This window comes from Saccharopolyspora gloriosae (assembly GCF_014203325.1).
GTDB classification, from domain to species: Bacteria; Actinomycetota; Actinomycetes; order Mycobacteriales; family Pseudonocardiaceae; genus Saccharopolyspora_C; species Saccharopolyspora_C gloriosae.
On record NZ_JACHIV010000001.1, the window covers coordinates 4,650,252 to 4,667,990 of the forward strand.

8 protein-coding genes and 1 riboswitch are annotated in these 17,739 nt (G+C 72.3%); of the genes, 3 read left to right on the top strand and 5 right to left on the bottom strand.

The annotated features are described in order from the left end of the window. Positions 1-390 precede the first annotated feature (390 nt). From BJ969_RS20175 to BJ969_RS20190, 4 genes are all read right to left on the bottom strand, one after another. Entirely contained in the window at positions 391-3,246 is a 2,856-nt protein-coding gene (locus BJ969_RS20175; protein WP_184480968.1) for an AAA family ATPase, read from the bottom strand. Between the two features lie 11 nt (positions 3,247-3,257). Continuing rightward, on the bottom strand, positions 3,258-5,828 hold the full coding sequence (locus tag BJ969_RS20180; protein WP_184480970.1) for a helix-turn-helix transcriptional regulator: 2,571 nt from the start codon (positions 5,826-5,828) through the stop codon (positions 3,258-3,260). 437 nt (positions 5,829-6,265) lie between these two features. Further along, a complete protein-coding gene (locus BJ969_RS30650) occupies positions 6,266-9,082 on the bottom strand; it encodes an ATP-binding protein (protein WP_184480972.1) in 2,817 nt (938 codons plus the stop codon). Between the two features lie 86 nt (positions 9,083-9,168). Beyond that, positions 9,169-9,930, bottom strand: a complete 762-nt coding sequence (locus BJ969_RS20190) for a DeoR/GlpR family DNA-binding transcription regulator (RefSeq protein ID WP_184480974.1) — start codon at positions 9,928-9,930, stop codon at positions 9,169-9,171. Positions 9,931-10,137: 207 nt separating this feature from the next. Here BJ969_RS20190 and BJ969_RS20195 point away from each other — a divergent pair, with 207 nt between their 5' ends. Beyond that, positions 10,138-11,514, top strand: coding sequence for a helix-turn-helix domain-containing protein (locus BJ969_RS20195; protein WP_184480977.1), 1,377 nt, complete (start codon positions 10,138-10,140; stop codon positions 11,512-11,514). 2 nt (positions 11,515-11,516) lie between these two features. On the opposite strand, the gene BJ969_RS20200 is transcribed toward BJ969_RS20195, so the two are convergent. Further along, complete coding sequence (locus tag BJ969_RS20200) at positions 11,517-13,220, bottom strand: bifunctional metallophosphatase/5'-nucleotidase (protein ID WP_184480979.1); 1,704 nt, start codon at positions 13,218-13,220, stop codon at positions 11,517-11,519. Positions 13,221-13,428: 208 nt separating this feature from the next. Then, positions 13,429-13,655, top strand: a riboswitch (cobalamin riboswitch). Positions 13,656-13,777: 122 nt separating this feature from the next. Here BJ969_RS20200 and BJ969_RS20205 point away from each other — a divergent pair. Beyond that, entirely contained in the window at positions 13,778-16,588 is a 2,811-nt protein-coding gene (locus BJ969_RS20205; RefSeq protein ID WP_184480981.1) for a ribonucleoside-diphosphate reductase subunit alpha, read from the top strand. A gap of 23 nt (positions 16,589-16,611) precedes the next feature. Further along, positions 16,612-17,685: a ribonucleotide-diphosphate reductase subunit beta gene (locus BJ969_RS20210; RefSeq protein WP_184480983.1), complete on the top strand. Its 1,074-nt coding sequence runs from the start codon at positions 16,612-16,614 to the stop codon at positions 17,683-17,685. The last annotated feature ends 54 nt before the right edge of the window (positions 17,686-17,739 follow it).

Genomic DNA, 17,739 nt, shown 5'->3' on the forward strand with positions numbered 1-17,739 from the left:
GCAGATCCATCATTTATTCGAATTCATTACCAGAATTCAACGACATCATCAGACTATGGATCTAAAACCAAGCAAGTCAACAGCGCGCCTCCGCCGTCCTTAAGCCTGCGGTCAAGTCCGGTCCTGGTTCGGTTCGGTGCGGCCCCCTTCGGTTCGGTGGCCGATGAGCAGGCATTTCGCAACTCCGGTACCGAACCGTACCGCACCTCGGAGGGGGGTTCGGGTACGGTGCGGAGCCATGTGGGCCGCCACAGGGGCGGACACGAACCAACATCACGTGACCGCTCCGCTACATTTCCCGGCCGACGCTCCCACTTCTCGCGACCACCTGTGATCACCATGATCACCCAGCGCGCACGGCGTTGCCGCCGCCGCGGACGCGAACCGGGCTCAACCGTCCCGGTGATCCGCGCTCAACGCATTCGCCAAATCCGCGCGGCCATCGATGCCCAATTTTCGGTACGCGGCGGTGAGGTGCTTTTCCACCGCGCGCCTGCTCACCCGGAGTTCGTCCGCGATCTCCTGGTTCGTGCGGCCCAGCGCGGCCGATTTCGCCACCGCCTCCTCACCTCGGGTCAGCACGCCGGAGAGCTCCACGGGGCCGGTCGCGCGATCGGAATGCGCGGCGGGCGGAATCCCCGGCTGCCACGGCGCCCCGCAACGCGCCGCGAGCTGACCGCCCTCGGCCAGCAGCAGCTCGGACTCCACCGGGTCCCGTTCCTGCAGCGCCTCGCCGAGGGCGACCAGCGCGCTCGCCAGCTCCAGCCGGTCCGCGGCGGGCCGCAGCACCTGCACGGCCTCCCGCAGCATCTCCACGCCGCGCCCGCCGCCGGTCACCACCGCCCGCACCCGCAACGCCCGGCCCAGCGGGGCCGCCGCGCCCCAGTCCCGAGCGCGCGCGTGCTCCTCCTCCGCGAGCTCCACCGCGGCACGGATGTCACCGAGCCGGTGGCGCAGCAGCGCCGCCGTCGGCCGCCACGAGTACGGCGCCGGGCCGTACCACCCGGCCTGCTCCAAGCGCCTGCCGCAGTCCAGCAGGTGCGTCAACGCCGAATGCGGATCTCCGTCCTCCAGGGCCATGCCGCTCTGCACCAGCCGCCGGGTCGCCATCGCCCGCAGATCGTCCGGTGAGTGCGGCAACCGCAGCACCCGCTCGGAGAGCTCGCGGTCCCGCAGCCTGCGCGCCACGCCGCCCATCACGAACACCGGCGCCGCCATCGACTCGGGCAGGTCCGGTTCGGCGAGGTCCAGCGCCGTCATCGCGCTGCGCCGCGCCTGCGCGACCTGCCCCGCGTCCAGCAGCACCAGGCTGCGCTGCGCCGCCACCAGCGCCTCCATGCCGGTGGCCCGCTGGCGGCGGGCGTGGTCGGCGGCCAGCGCCAGCCACGACTCCAGCCCCTCCGGCGCCCCCGCCGACAGCAGGATGGCCGGCAGGTAGCGCAGCACCGAATGCGTCTCCGCGCTGGAGTTCGCCGGTTCCTGCGCCAGCAGTTCCCGCGCCATCGCCGCCACTTCGGCCGCCCGCGGCGAGCCGGTCAGCGCCATCGACGACAGCAGCACCACCCGCAGTTCCCGCTCCGCCGCTCCGGGGGCGCGCTGCCGGGCGTCCAGTTCGGCCATCCGAGCGGCCACCCCGGCGTGCGACGCGGGATCGTCGAGCACCGTGTAGCGGGCCCGCGCCTCCAGCCGCAGCGCCAGTTCCCGGTCCGGGCCCTCCAGCTGCTCCGCCGGGCCGTGCTCGGCCGCGACGGTGCGGATCATCTCCGCCACCTGCGGCACCGCGCCCGCCACCGTCAGCGGGAGCCGCCCCAGCACCCCGGCCCGATCGCGGGTGTCCCGCAGCTGCGGCACCGACTGCGTGATGTGCCGGATCGCGGCGGGCAGGTCGAAGCCCAGCTCGACGGAGCCGAGCTCCGCCAGCAGCCGCGCCCGGCCCATCCCGCCGGAGTCGAGGTCCAGCAGTGCCCGCCGCAGGTAGCGGGCGGCGGCCTCCGGTGAGCGGGGCAGCACGGTGTAGGCGGCCTCCCGCAACCGCTGCACCCCCCAGCTCGACAACGTGGAGTTCACCAGCAGCAGCTGGTCCCCCACCGGTTCCGGCGGGTAGCCGTGCCCATGCAGCAGCGCCGCCGCGCGCAGGTGCAGCCGGGTGTTGTCGTTCTCGGCCATCGACTCGTCGACGGCGGCGATCACGTCGTCGACCAGCATCTCCGCCGCGAGCCCGCCGCGGTCGTCGGGCACCGCGACCTCGATCCGGTCCGGGCGCACCCGGAACCACGGTTCCAGCGCGCGCAGGGCCTGCTCGTAGCCGCCCGGCGTGAGCCCGGACAGGCGCTGCACCAACGTGGGGTCGGCGTGCTCGCCGAGCACCACGACGGCGCGGGCCACGTCGGCGGCGAGCTCCGTCGTGGACAGCGCCCGCACCAACCGGCGCCTGCGGTCGCCTTCGGCGAGCGCGCGCAGCAGCGGCAACGATCCCGGTCCGGCCCGCAGGCCTCGCGCGGCGGCCTGGTCGAGCAGGCTCACCAGGTCGCGCGGGTGGCCGCCGGTGAGTTCGTGGCACACGGCGGCGAACCCGTCGGCGTCCGCGGCGGGTTCGGCGGCCAGCCGGTCCCGCACGAGGGTGCCGGTCGCCGCCACCGACAGCGGTCCCGGCCGCACCCGGTGATCGGCCGCCGCGATGATCTCGCGGGTCAGCGCGGCCCGATCGCGCCCGGTGTCGGGGTCGAGCACCACCGCGATCAGCACCCGCATGCCGCGCAGCCGTGCGATGAGGTACGCCAGGCAGCGCAGCGACGCGTCGTCGGCCCAGTGCAGGTCGTCGACCGCCAGCACCACCGCGTGCCGCGAGCTGGTGCTGACCAGCAACGCGTGCAGGGCGTGCAGCACCGAGACGGGAACGGTGGCCGGGTCGGCGCCGGGATCTTCGTCCGCGGGCGGCAGCGCCGCGTCCGGCGCCGGAGCGGAGTGCGCCGGGTGCTCGTCGGTTCCGGGCTCCCTGGCGAATTCGGACAGGCCGTGCAGCAACCGCCGCGCGAGCCCGAACCGGAACGAGCGCTCGCTGGCGGCACCGCTGGCGCCGAGCACGTGCGCGCCTTCGGCGGCGGCAAGTTCCCGCAGCCGGTGCAGCAGGACCGATCGGCCGCTGCCCGCGTCGCCGCTGATGAGCACGAGCGAGCCGGCACCGCGCCGGACGGTCCGCACGGCGGAGTCCAGGACCGCGAGTTCCGCCTCGCGTTCGACGAGCATCCGCGCCGACCTCACTCGCCCAGGTCGGCGGGCAGTTGCGACCGGCCGTCGATGCCGAGCTTGCGGTAGGACTTCGTCAGCCTCAGCTCCACGGTCCGCACCGTCACGCCCAGCTCCTCGGCGATGTCCTTGTTGGACAGTCCGCGGGCGGCGAGGCTCGCGGCGCGGCGCTCCGGCACCGACAGGGCCGCGGGCAGTGCCGCTCCCATCGCGGGAACACCGGCCGCCCCGGGACCGGACGAGCCGGACCCGGCCACGGCCAGCGCGGACAACGCGGTGCGGTGCACCGGTTCCAGCAGGCCCGGCATGCCCCAGCGCTCGGCGAGTTCGAGCTCCTCGCCGACGAGCCGGGTCGCGGCGCGCGCTTCGCCGAGGCGGCCTTGCGCGATGGCGGCGGGCATCCGCCAGGACAGCACCGCCGGGTTCAGCCACTCCTTGGCGCGCATGATGCGGCCGCACTCCTGGAAGTAGCCCAGCGCGGTCGCCGGATCACCGGTGGCCAGCTTCAGCTCACCGCGGGCGTGCAGCAGGTAGGCGAACGCCATGCCGCGTTCGGCGCCCAGCGGCAGCTCGATCTCGGCGACCCGCTCGGCGTCCGCGACCTGCTCCCGCCGCAGCAGCGCGGCGATCTTGGTGGCCAGGTGCTGCGGCAGCATCGCCGGATGCAGGCAGTGCAGCGGGAGTTCCCGCTCCGCCGCGGCCAGGTCGGCCGCGGCAGCGGGACAGCGGCCGTCCTTGACGCCGAGCATCGCGCGCTGCACCAGCGCGTGCGCCGCCGCGGCGCGCGCACCGCGACGGCCCGCGTCGAAGATGACCGCGGTGAGCCCGGCGGCGGCCTCTTCCAGGTCGTCGCGGGAGGCCAGCGCGCGGCACGCGGCGATCCGCGGTCCCAGCGGGGAATCGTTGCCCCTGCCGGACAACGCTTCCCGCGCCAGCGTGCGCACGAGGTCCGGGCGGCGGCCGAGCCGGGCGTAGCGCCAGGCCAGCACTCCGGCCTGCGCGGCGTCGGCGGGTTCGTCAGGCAGCGGCGGCAGCGGGGTGGCGAGCAGTTCCTGCTCCGGCCCGCACTCCTCGTCGGCCAGCCAGCCCAGCGCGTCCAGCGCCGGGTGCCGGGTGCGGGCGCAGACCGCGGCGAGTTCGCGCCGCGCGGTCTCCGCGTCGCCGCGGCTGACCAGCAGGTCCGCCGCGCGCACCAGCAGTCCGGTGTCCCCGGTTCCCGCGGCGTCGGCCAGCACTTGGCGCAGCCTGCCGTCGCTGGCGACGGGCGCCTGCGCGACCTCGATCGCGGCGAGCTGCGCCAGCAACCGCTGCCTGCTCGCGGTCGGCACGGGTTCGCGCAGGGCGCGCCGCAGCAGTTCGGTGGCGCGTTCGTAGCGCCCTTCCCTGCGGTGCTGCTCGCTGGCCTCGACGAGCGTGTCCACCACCCACCGCTTGCGCATCTGCGGGGCGCTGAGCAGGAGTTCGGCCAGCGCCGCGGGTTCGATGGCGGCCCGGTGCCCGATTTCCGCGGCCCGCGCGTGCAGTTCTTCGCGCTCGGCGGGGTCCATCTCGGCGAACACGCCCGCTGCCACCGCCGCGGTGGACACCCGCGGGCCGTCGGCCCCCTCTTCGCACAGCAGGCCCAGGTGCCACAGCGCGGTGCGGGCCTCCTGCGCCGCGTGCCCGTGCAGACCGGCGAGCGCGCAGGCGAGGTCGAAGTCGAATTCGCCGCCGCAGAAGGTGATCGCGCGCAGCAGCGCGACGTGGTCGGCGGGCAGCCCGCGCAGGGTCCGCCCGACCAGTCCGGCGACGGCGTCGGCGGCGTGCACCCGCAGCCGCGGCACGTGCCGGGCCTCGAACCCCAGCCCGGCCTGCTCGAACTCGGTGAGCACCGTCCGCAGCACGGCCGGGTTCCCCGCGGTGGCGGCCGTCGCGGCGGTGCTGAACTCCTCGTCGACGGGGCCGTGCCGGGACAGCAGCTCCGCGACGTCCGAAGTGGACAGAGCGGAGAGCCGGACCCGGCTCGGGGTCAGCGGCACGGCCTCGTCCCAGCGCGCGCCGCCCGGCGTCTCGGGCGCGGTGTCGCGCACCGTGCGGACCATCAGGATGGGCGCCTGGTCCAGGTGGCGGACCATGGCGTGGCACCAGGCCAGCGACCACGGGTCGATCCACTGGTGGTCGTCGACGGCGAACAGCAGCGGGCGGTCCCGCGCCAGGCCGAGGAAGTGCTTGCGCAGGTAGGGGATCGGCGCGTTGTTGGCGGCGCCCTCGGCCCACGCGGAGCTGATCCGGGTGAGCTGGTCGGGCGGGCAGAGCAGCGCGATCAGCTGGGCCACCGTGCTGTAGGGCACGTCGGTCTCCAGCGGCGAGGTCTGCGCGGCGGCGGTGTTGAGCCCGGCCGCGCGGGCGTCGGCGAGCATCGACTCCAGCAGCGCGCTGCGCCCGGTTCCGGGGGCACCGCTGATGGTGAGCAATCCTGATCGACCGCGGCGCAGGTCGTCGACGAGTTCCCCCACCACGTGGAGTTCGGCGTCGCGCCCCACCAAGTGGTGGCCGCCGGGGAACGCGGAACGGGCTTCAGGGGCGTCGTGGACGGCGACCATCAGCACGCTCCGACCGGCTCGGCGTGGGTCCCGGATCGCGATCCGGTTCCGTTTCGGACAACGAACGACCGAACATGAAAGACATTCGGAAACAACCCCAAGTGAAATCCGGGAAGGACCTCATCACGGTGCGTGATAACAACATCAGGAATGCTGTCACCAGGGATTCGTAAACCGATACAACGCTCAATCCGATTCGCGGCGAGCTGCGGGAGATCGACCACACCAACCTCCCGTAGCTCGAAAAGATGCAGCCAGGGCCGAATCGGCACTGAGCGTATCACCCGTTGGAGTGACAACCTGGCTTTCTCGTGCACGAACCAAAGTGATTCCCACATGAGAGGACAGCACTGCGATGGTCGTGTGTTTCGCGACCGATTCAGCGAAACGCACACCTCGGGGATTCCCCTCGGCGGCACCGGCCGCGAGCGGATCGCTCAAGGAACCGAAACCGCCGAATCATCCTCCAACGCCCCCGCGAGCTCCGCCCGGCCCCGCACGCCGAGCTTGCGATAGGCACTGGTCAAATGCAGTTCCACCGTCCGCACGGTGAGGAACAGCGACTCCGCGATCTCCCGGTTCGTCGCCCCCTCCGCGGCCCGCGCCGCGACCCGGCGCTCGCTGCCGCTGAGCGCGTGCACCGGTGAATCCGTGCCCTGCCGCAGCCGTCCGCCCGCCGCCAGCAGCGCCGCCGACGACGCCGCGACCTGCGCGTGATCACGGCGCAGCACCGACAGGTCCAGCGCCGAGCGCAGGTGCTCCCGCGCGCCCTCCGGCTCCCCCACCCGCAGCAGCGCGCGACCGAGCAGGTGCTCGGCCTTCGCGTGCTCCAGCTTCCCCGGCGAGTCGGCGAGCACCCGCACCGCTTCCGAGAGCAACGGCACCGCCGCCCGGCCCTCGGTCACCGCGCCGCGCGCCGCCAGCGCCATGCCCTGCGCGCGCCGGGTTCCCCACTGCTGCGCCAGAACGGCGCCGTGCTCCGCGGCCTGCATGCCCTCGTCGAGCCTGCCCAGGTCACCGAGGATGCGCGCCGCGTCGAACCACCACGGTGCGAAGACCGGGTTCGCGATGCCCGCTTCCCGCAGGCTCTGCGCGCACCGGAACAACCGCTCCAGCGCGCCCTCCGCGTCGCCCGCGCCTTCCCGCGCGCGAGCGCTCGCCATCAGGAACTGGTGGTACTCCATCGAGAAGTCCTCGAAGCGGCTGCGCGTGATCCCGTTGAGCAGCTCCTCCGCGCGGGCCGGCTCGCCCTGCGCGGTCAACGCCCCGGCCAGCGCGATCTGCGGCATCGTCATCGCCTCGGCCCAGGACTCCTGCACCAGCACCTCGTGGCAGGTCTGCGCGTCGGCCAGCGCCTCGGTGAGGTCGCCCGTCCAGTGGTGCACCATCGCGCGGGTGCTGATGGCCAGGCAGTACGTCCACGCTTGGCCGGAGCGCTGGGCGTGCTCGACGAGCTTGCCGAGCGCCGCCAGCGCGGACTCGTTGTCGTCGGCGAGGTACAGCGGCAGCGCCGCGCCCATGAACGCCCAGCCGCCGCCCTCCATGTCGTCGATCCTGAGCACCTGCCGCGCCTGCTCGGCGACCTCCGCCGCCGGCCGGTTGAACAAGGTGCCCAGCGCGGCCAGCATGCTCAGCAGCTGGCGTTCCGCCGACGTGTCCCCCGGCGGCGGGACCACGTTGCGGAACCGCGTCTCGATGCGCGACAGCGTGGACTTCTCGTCCATCCCGGAGATCAGCAGCACCGACTCGGCCAGCGTGCGCAGCGTCCGGTCCACGTCGCCCGGGTCCGTGCCGAGCACCGCGTCGAGCTCGTCCAGCGCCGCCGAGACGACCTCGAACGCGCGCACCGAGTTCTGCGCCGTCAACGAGGACACCGCGTACTGCACCGCGATCGGCACCCGCGCCCGCGGATCGTCGATCAGCTCCAGCGCCCGCTCCAGGTAGCGCAGCCCCGTCACCGGCTCCGACACCCGCGCGGCCTGGGTCAGCACCGCGACGTCCGACCCGTGCACCAGCAGCACCCGTTCCAGGCAGCGCGCCGCCACGCCGGGAGCTCCGCGCTGCTCGGCTCGCGTCGCGGCGTCGCGCAGCACCCCCGCCATCCACGGGCTCGGTTCGCCGGGCAGCGCCAGCAGCAGCACCGCCACTTCCTCCGCCGGGCGCCCGACGTCGTTGAGCAGCATCGCGGCCCGTTCCCGCAGCCGGTCCAGCTCGGCGGGCGGGGTGCGCTCCAGCACCTCCTGGCGGACGAAGTCGTGCACGAACCCGGCGCCGCTCGCCGACACGGCCAGGTCGTGCTCGCGCATCTCGCGCAGCGCCGTCGCCGTCATCCGCCGGTGGATGCCCGCCAGCGAGGCGATCAGCTCCAGTTGCTCGCCCGGCAGGATCGCGACCGCGCGGGCCACCGCCATGGCGCGGTCGGACAACCGGTCCAGCAGCGAGCGCAGCACCACGGTGCGGCCCAGCTCGTCGAGCCGTTCCACGTCGGTGCGCGCGCCCGCGGGGTCCTCCCGCAACCGCCGCAGCACCCTGTTGATCAGGAACGGGTTGCCGCCGGTCACCTGCGCGCAGCGCGCGGCGAAGTCCGCGCCGGGCGGCTCGCGCAGCGCGCCGGTGAGCAGTTCCGCGACCGCGTCCGGTTCCAGCGCGGGCAGGTCCGCGGTGTCGCACAACGGCATCGCGGCGATCTCGCCGAGCGCGTCGGCCTGCGCGACCCCGTCGACGCGCTGCGTCAGCAGCACCAGCAGCGGCAGGTTCTCCGCGCGGCGCAGCAGGAAGGCGAGGAAGCGCAGGGAGTTCTCGTCGCACCACTGCACGTCGTCGACGGCCAGCACCAGCAGTCCTTCGGCGGTGAGGTCGGCCGCCAGCCAGTGCAGGCCGTGCAGCACCGCGTAGGTGCCGGAGGCGGTGTCGCCCGCGGCCTGCTCCGCGGCCAGCGCGGGCAGCGCGAGCCGGGCGCTGCCCTCGAACTCGGTGCCCTGCAACGAGGCGAACAGGGCGCGGACGGTGCCGTAGGCACCGGAGCCCGTCTCCGGGCAGTGCGCGGTGAGCGTCCGGGTGGCGCTGTCGCCGAGCCGTTCCAGCGCGCTCAGCAGCACGCCGGTCTTGCCGATGCCCGCGGGTCCGCGCAGCAGCACGGCCCGTCCTCGCCCGGTGGCCGCGAGCCGCGCGGCCTCGGCGATCCGGTCGAGCTCGTCGTCCCTGCCGACGAGGTCGCCCGGCGGGCCTGCCTGCACGAGCTGATCAGCCACCATGCGGGGCTCCTTCCGATCTGCCCCCAGGCGGACGGACTGCTTCGACTTCGTGGCACGCGCACCGGGCCGTCCCGGTGCCGCGCGGTTCAGACCGTTTCGACACGCGGCCCGGCCCGGCGGATCTCGTCGGCGACCTGCTCGTCGAGGCCGTCGTCGGTGATGAGCGTGTCGACGTCGGCCAGCTCGCCGAACCGCGCGAAGTGGTCGTTGCCGACCTTGGTGTGATCCGCCAGCACGATGGTGCGCCGGGCAGCCGAGATCGCCGCCCGCTTGACCATCGATTCCGCCGAATCCGGCGTGGTGAGCCCGCGTTCCAGGGACAGCCCGTTGGTGGCCATGAACGCGACGTCCACGTAGATGTCGCCGAGCGCGTGCAGCGCCCAGCCGTCGACCGCCGCGAGCGTGCGCCCGCGCAGCCTGCCGCCGACGAGCATCAGCGTGATGTTGCCGCGGCCGGACAGCGTCAGCGCCGTCGTCGGCGAGTGCGTGACCACGGTCAGCTCCCGGTCCGTCGGCAGGATGTTCGCCATCCGGGCCACCGTGGTGCCCGCGTCGAGCAGGATGGCGCCTTCCTCCGGCACGAGTTCCAGCGCCGCCTTGGCGATGCGGTTCTTCTCCGCGGTCATCACCGAGTCCCTGGCGGGCACGTTCGGCTCGAAACCCAAGCGCTCCACCGGGATCGCGCCACCGTGCACCCGGCGCAGCACGCCGCGGCGTTCGAGCACGGTGAGGTCGCGGCGCACGGTTTCGGTGGTCATGTCGAAGCGGGTCGCGAGCGCTGCGACGTCGACCCGGCCTTCCTTGCGGGCCAGCTCCAGAATCGCCCAATGCCGTTCTTCGGCGTACATGACCGCTTCGCTCTCCCGCCGTGAGATCCCCCGGTCCGGCGGAGATTACCGGCGCCGAGCACGCGGGCACAATGCTCGGATGTGGTTTCTTGTTGCTTTGCTTGGCGTTCGCCGGGGCGCTGCGGGGTTGCGAAGCGCGGGAGATCCGATCCGGTGATCTTTTTACTCTCCGAATTCGGATGATCACATTCAGTATAGGGTGGCCCGGTGCCAACTGAGGACATCCCGTCGGCGGTCTGGCGGTGCGCCGAGGTCCGCGACGCCCTCGCAGTGCGCGACATCGGCACCGTCTACCGCGCGTTGCGCGCGCACGGCGTCTCGCAGAGCCGCATCGCCCAGCTCACCGGGCAGGCGCAGAGCGAGGTCAGCGATGTGCTCAACGGGCGCGCGGTGCGCAGCTACGAACTGCTGTCCCGGATCGCCACCGGGCTCGGCATCCCGCGCGGCTGGATGGGACTCGCCGGCGAGCAGCGGCCCGCGACCACCGAGCGCGGCGCCTCCGACGTCGCACCGGACGAGGAGGACGAGCAGACCAAGCGCCGCAAGTTCTTGTCCTACGCCGGTTCCCTCGTGCTCGGCTCCCACTCGGAACCGGCCGAATCCGCGCTCCGGCTGCCCGCCGAGCTGCGGTACCCCGACCTCCTGCGCACCCCGCCCGGCCGGGTCGGCGCGTCGGACGTGGCGGCGCTGGACGAGCTGATCGGCTCGCTGCGCAGGATCGACCAGCGCTACGGCGGGGTCGGGCAGTACGGCACCGTCGCCGCCGCGACCCGGCACGCGGAGCTGATGCTGGAGTCCTCGATGTGCGAGGACGTCCGCTCCGAGCTGCTGGCGACCTTGTGCAAGCTGCACGCCACCGCGGGCTGGACCGCCGTGGAGAACGGGCTGCTGGCCAGCGGGCACGAGCACTTCGGGCGGGCGCTGGACTTCGGCCGCGACGGCGCCGACCCGCTGGCGATCGCCCGGACGCTCTACGCCGCGGGCCGCGCCGAGCTGCACTTCGGAGATGCGAACTCGGCGTTGAAGCTGTTCCAGCTCGGGTCGATCCGCGCCGAATCCTCGACGCTGGTGAGTTCGGTGCTGCAGCTCAACTCCGCGTGGGCCGCCGCGCAAGGAGAACGCGGCGACTCGGTGCGCCGCCTGCTCGACCACGGCCGCGGGCTGCACGCGGCGGCGAAGATCGACGCGGACTACCCGCTGTTCCGCTGGTTCGGCGAGGCGGACCTGCTGGGCATGACCGGGTCGATACAGCTCGCGATGGGCGAGTTCGAATCCGCCGCGCTGCACCTGTCCCGCGCCGTGGCCGCGCGCGCACCGGGCGAGGTGCGCTCGGCGGTGTTCGAGCTGGCGAGCCTCGCCGAGGCGAAGTTCGCCCTCGGCGACCACGGTGCCGCGATCCGCCACGGCCGCCGTTCGGTGCTGCTCGCGGGCGGCGTGCGCAGCGCGCGGCTGCACGGCCGCCTCGCCGGGCTGCGGGCCAGGTGCGCGGAGATCGCGAACTCCCGGCACCCCTGGCACGACTGCGCGGAGGAACTCGCGCAGGGCATAGATTCGGTGATCGCGCCCCGCGCCGTGCGCCGGTGACGTCAGTCCGTCGCGGTGATCCGGTCCGGTGCCGGTGGGACGACGCCGGGGTGGGCGGCGAAGTAGCCGAGCAGGGCGTCGAGGTCCACGGGACCACCGGTGACGTCGGTGCCGTCGGCGAAACCGGTGAAGCCGTCGCCGCCCGCCGCCAGGAAGTTGTTCACCGCTACCCGGTACGGGGCGTCGGGAGCGACCGGTTCGCCGTGCAGCGTCAGCCCGGACACCTTCGAGCCGATGGGGGCGGACTCGGAGTACTCGTAGTGCACTCCTGCCGAGACCTGCAGGATCGTGGCGCCCTCCGGTGTCCACTGCTGTTCCAGCACGTTCTTGAGCTGCGCGCCGGTGAGCGTGATCGTCTGCATGATGTTGCCGAACGGCTGCACCGCGAACGCCTCGCCGTAGGTGACCACGCCGTCGCCCTCGCCCGCCGGGGAGGAGGCGTGCGGCAGGTCGGCGCGGACGCCGCCGGGGTTGGTGAGGGCCAGCTGCGCGCCACTCGCTGCGGTCGACTCCAGCTGGGCGTCCGCGATCACGCTGCCGAGCGCGGATTCCCCGGACGGCGCGGCGGCTTTGAGCAGGTCACCGGTGATCGTCCCGACGGCGCGGTTCGCGATCGGCGCGGCCTTCTCCCGCGCTTCCTCCACCAGCGCGACGGTCTCCGCGTCGGGTGCGATGTCGCGGGTGACGATCTCGTTGCGCGCCGAGCTCCGCTCCCGCACCACGTCGCGGGTGGCGCGGTCGATGCTCAGGTCGAGCACCGAGAGCAACCGGCCGAACGAGGCTCCTTGCACGACGGGGCGCGGCGCCCCGGCCGGGTCGGTGGCGGTGCAGTTGTACTGCTGGTGGCTGTGCGCGCTGAACACGGCGTCGACCTTCGGCGAGGCTTCGGTGGCGATGCGCGTCGCCGGGCCGCCCGGTTCGAGCTCGCAGGAGTCCGGTCCGCCGCCGGTGGCCTCGTCGCCCTGGTGCAGCAGCACGACCTGCGCCTTGATGCCGAAGCGGTCGAGCGCGTCGGCGGTGCGGTCGATGGCGGCGACCTCCTCGCCGAACCGCAGTCCTTCGACGGCCTCCGGGCTCACCACGCTCGGCAGGTCCTCCAAGGTGGCCCCGATGACGCCGATCGGCACGCCGCCGGAGACCTGCACGGTGAACGGCAGCAGCGCCGGGGAACCGTCCTCGAAGGACACGTTCGCGCCGAGGTACGGGAAGTGCGCGCCCTCGAAGGAATCCCGGAACCGGCAGCCGTCCTCCGGGTGGCAGCCACCGCTCTGCAACCGCTGCAGTTCCGCGTAGCCCTCGTCGAACTCGTGGTTGCCGACGACGTGCGCGCGCACGTCCTGCGAGTTGAGGAATTCGACGGTGGGTTCGTCGTGGAACAGCGCGGAGTTCACCGGGGAGGCGCCGACGCTGTCGCCCGCCGAGAGCACCAGCGAGTTCGGCGCCTGCGCGCGCAGCCGGTCGAGGTGCGCGGCGAGGTAGGCCGCTCCCCCGGCTTCGACGACGGAGCCGTCGGGCAGCTCGACCTCGCCGGAGGAGCCGGTGGGCGGTTCGAGGTTGCCGTGCAGGTCGTTGAAGGTGATCAGCCGCACGTCGGTGGTGTCCGGTCGCGGCGGCGCCTGCCCGGCGGCGGCGCCGGGGACCATCGCGGCGGTGGCCAGGGCGGTGGCGACGACGGCGAGTCCGCGTCGCACGCGGGAGGCGCGCATGATCGGAGTTCCTTCCGGACCGGTGATCTCGGAACAGGAGTCTGCCCGAACGACGGCCGCGACCACCAGCGAATCCGCATCACACACCGCTTCGGACTTGGTCCCGCACGAACCTCGCGTTCCCCGTCCGGGTGATGCGTGCGACATCAACAAGTCTTCCGCCACGCCGACGATGATGGGGTCCGGATCAGCGCCGAACGCTAGATGTAGTGTGGCGCCCGCTGATGGTTCACCGGGATCGCCCGGTGTGACAACAGGGAACCCGGTGCGAGTCCGGGACTGCCCCGCAGCGGTGAACGGGAACGACCGCCGTCACCACCTCCAGAGGTGGTGCAGCACTGAGCGCGATGCTCGGGAAGCGACGGCCAGTAGGTCCGGCGTCGAGGACGCCGGGTGCCCGTGAGTCCGAAGACCTGCCATCGGTGCGCGCACGAGGGGTGCGCGCCGTCCGGGACCTCGCGGGAGGGTCGCGGGACGAGCGGTGCCGTGCGCGCCGCGGTCCTCGCACGCTCCGAGCCGTCCCGGGCAGGTGTCCGAGCTTGCGAGGGAGAGAGCCAGTGACCGAGTCCACGACCCGGCCGTCAGCAGCCACCGCGGTACCCGCGGGAGTGCGGGTGCTGCGGCGCGACGGGACCGTTTCCGGTTGGGACGAAACGAAGATCTCCGTGGCGCTGACCAAGGCGTTCCTGGCGGCCGAGGGGGATTCGGCCGCCTCGTCGTCGAGGCTGCACCAGGTCGTCGCGGAGTTGTCGGAGCAGGCCGCGCGCGGAGTGCTGCGCCACGCCGGCCCCGAGGGCCTGGTGCACATCGAGCAGATCCAGGACGCGGTGGAGCTCGCGCTGATGCGCGGCGGCCACCACGGCGTCGCCCGCGCCTACGTGCTCTACCGGGAGCAGCACGCCCAGGCCCGCGAGACCCCGGAGCAGGCCGCGGACACCGCGCCGGAGCTGGCGATGACGCGCCCGGACGGCATCCGCGTGCCGCTGGACTGGGCCCGGGTGTCGACCGTCGTCGAGCAGGCCTGCTCCGGGTTGTCCGATGTGGACGCGGATCGGGTGCTGCGGGAGGTCCGGCGCAACGTCTACGACGGCATCGGCTCCGCCGAGCTCGCCGAGTCGCTGACGATGGCCGCCCGCACCTTCGTCGAGGGCGAACCGAACTACTCGCTGGTCACGGCGCGGCTGCTGCTGGACAAGCTGCGCCGGGAGGCGTTGAGCTTCGTCGCGGACGAGCCCGCCGAGGCCGACCAGGTGCAGATGCGGGACCGCTACGCCGGTTACTTCGCCGACTACGTGCGCCGCGGCATCGAGCTGGAGCAGCTGGACCCGGAGCTGGCGCGGTTCGACCTGGCCCGGCTGGGCGCCGCGCTGGACGCGGACCGCGACATCGCGTTCGGCTTCCTCGGCCTGCAGACCCTCTACGACCGCTACCTGCTGCACGAGCAGGGCGTGCGGTTCGAGCTGCCGCAGGCGTTCCTGATGCGGGTCGCGATGGGCCTGTCGCTGCGCGAGGACGACCGCGAGGCGCGCGCCGTCGAGTTCTACGACCTGCTGTCGTCGTTCGACTTCATGTGCTCGACGCCGACCTTGTTCAACTCGGGCACGACGCGCCCGCAGCTGTCGTCCTGCTTCCTGACCACGGTGGACGACGACCTGCACGGGATCTTCCACGGCATCAGCAACAACGCGCTGCTGTCGAAGTACGCGGGCGGTCTCGGCAACGACTGGACCCCGGTCCGGGGCACCGGCGCGCACATCAAGGGCACCAACGGTTCCTCGCAGGGCGTGGTGCCGTTCCTGAAGATCGCCAACGACACGGCGGTCGCGGTGAACCAGGGCGGCAAGCGCAAGGGCGCGGTGTGCGCGTACCTGGAGACCTGGCACGTGGACATCGAGGAGTTCCTCGACCTGCGCAAGAACACCGGCGACGACCGGCGGCGCACCCACGACATGAACACGGCGAACTGGGTCCCGGACGAGTTCCTGCGCCGCGTGGAGGCCGACGAGCAGTGGACGTTGTTCTCCCCGGACGAGGTCCCCGACCTGCACGACCTCTACGGCACCGCGTTCGCCGAGCGCTACCGCGAGTACGAGGCCGCCGCCGAGCGCGGTGAGCTGGCGGTGTTCCGCCAGGTCCGCGCGGTGGACCTGTGGCGGCGGATGCTCACGATGCTGTTCGAGACCGGTCACCCGTGGATCACCTTCAAGGACCCGTGCAACCTGCGTTCGCCGCAGCAGCACACCGGCGTGGTGCACTCCTCGAACCTGTGCACCGAGATCACGCTGAACACCGGTGGCGACGAGGTCGCGGTGTGCAACCTCGGTTCGATCAACCTGGCCCGGCACGTCACGCCCGACGGCCTGGACGTGGAGCGCCTGCGCCGCACGACCCGCACGGCGGTGCGGATGCTGGACAACGTGATCGACGTGAACTTCTACACGATCCCGGAGGCGCGGACCTCGAACATGCGCCACCGCCCCGTGGGCCTGGGCCTGATGGGCTTCTCGGACGCGTTGTTCGCGCAGCGCATCCCGATGTCCTCGCAGGCCGCGGTGGAGTTCGCGGACCTGAGCATGGAGCACATCAGCTTCCACGCCATCGGCGCGTCCTCGGACCTGGCGGCCGAGCGCGGCCGGTACGAGTCCTTCGAGGGTTCGCTGTGGAGCCGGGGCGTGCTGCCGATCGATTCGCTGCGGCTGCTGGAGCAGGCCCGCGAAACCGGCGTCGACCTGGACCACTCGTCCACTTTGGACTGGGACGGACTGCGGGAGCGGGTGCGCGCCAACGGGATGCGCAACTCGAACGTGCTGGCCATCGCGCCGACGGCGACGATCTCGAACATCTGCGGCGTCGGCCAGTCCATCGAGCCGCTGTACCGGAACCTGTACGTGAAGTCGAACATGTCCGGCGACTTCACCGTCCTCAACGCCGACCTGGTGCGCGATCTCAAGGCCGCCGGGGTGTGGGACGAGGCGATGGTGCAGGACCTGAAGTACTTCGACGGCGACCTGGCCCCGATCGACCGGGTGCCCGGCGAGCTGAAGTCGTTGTACGCCACCGCGTTCGAGATCGAGCCGCGGTGGCTGGTGGAGGCCGCGTCGCGCCGCCAGAAGTGGATCGACCAGGCGCAGTCGCTGAACCTGTACATGGCCGCGCCCAGCGGCCGCAAGCTCGACGAGCTGTACCGGCTCGCGTGGCGCAAGGGCCTCAAGACCACCTACTACCTGCGGTCGAGCAGCGCGACGCACGTGGAGAAGTCCACGTTGCGCGGCACCGACGGCAAGCTCAACGCCGTCTCCCCCGTCGCGCCCGCCGCGTCCCCGCAGGCCTGCGCCATCGACGACCCCGAGTGCGAAGCCTGCCAGTGACCACCACGACTCCTGGAGTGCCGATGACCTCCCTGCACACCCCCGACGCCACCGGCCTCGGCGAGATCGACCGCGGCGCCGGCCGGATCAACGTCGACGACAAGGCGATGATCAACGCGCAGGCCGACGTGAACCAGCTGCTGCCGCTGAAGTACGGCTGGGCCTGGGAGAAGTACCTCGCGGGCTGCAACAACCACTGGATGCCCACCGAGGTCTCCATGCACGCCGACATCGCCCTGTGGCGCTCCCGCGACGGGCTCACCGACGACGAGCGGCTGATGCTCAAGCGCAACCTGGGCTTCTTCGCGACCGCGGAGTCCTTGGTGGCCAACAACATCGTGCTCGCCGTGTACCGGCACATCACCAACCCCGAGTGCCGCCAGTACCTGCTGCGCCAGGCCTTCGAGGAGGCGGTGCACACCCACACGTTCCAGTACATCTGCGAGAGCCTGGGCCTCGACGAGGGCGAGCTGTTCAACGCCTACCGCGAGATCCCCTCCATCTCGGAGAAGGACGAGTGGGCGCTGCGCCACACCCAGAACCTGGAGAACCCCGAGTTCGCCACCGGCGGCCCGGACCGCGACCAGGCGTTCCTGCGCGACCTGATCGCCTTCTACGTGATCTTCGAAGGCATGTGGTTCTACACCGGTTTCGCGCAGATCCTGTCGCTGGGCAGGCGGAACAAGATGGTCGGCATCGCCGAGCAGTACCAGTACATCCTGCGCGACGAGTCGATCCACCTGAACTTCGGCATCGACTGCATCAACCAGATCAAGCTGGAGAACCCGCACCTGTGGAGCGAGGAGTTCCAGCAGGAGGTGCGCGGCATGCTCACCGACGCGTGCCGCCTGGAGGTCGCCTACGGCCGCGACACGATGCCGCGCGGCATCCTCGGCATCAACGCCGAGCTGTGCGAGCAGTACATGCACTTCATCACCAACCGCCGCTGCGCCCAACTCGGCCTGGCGCCGGTGTTCGCCGAGGTCGACAACCCGTTCCCGTGGATGTCGGAGGCGATGGACTTGAAGAAGGAGAAGAACTTCTTCGAAACCCGAGTGACGGAGTACCAGTCCGGCTCATCCCTCACCTGGGACTGAGCGAAACCGACGGGCCGCCCATCCAACCGGTGGGCGGCCCGTCGGCTTCCAGGT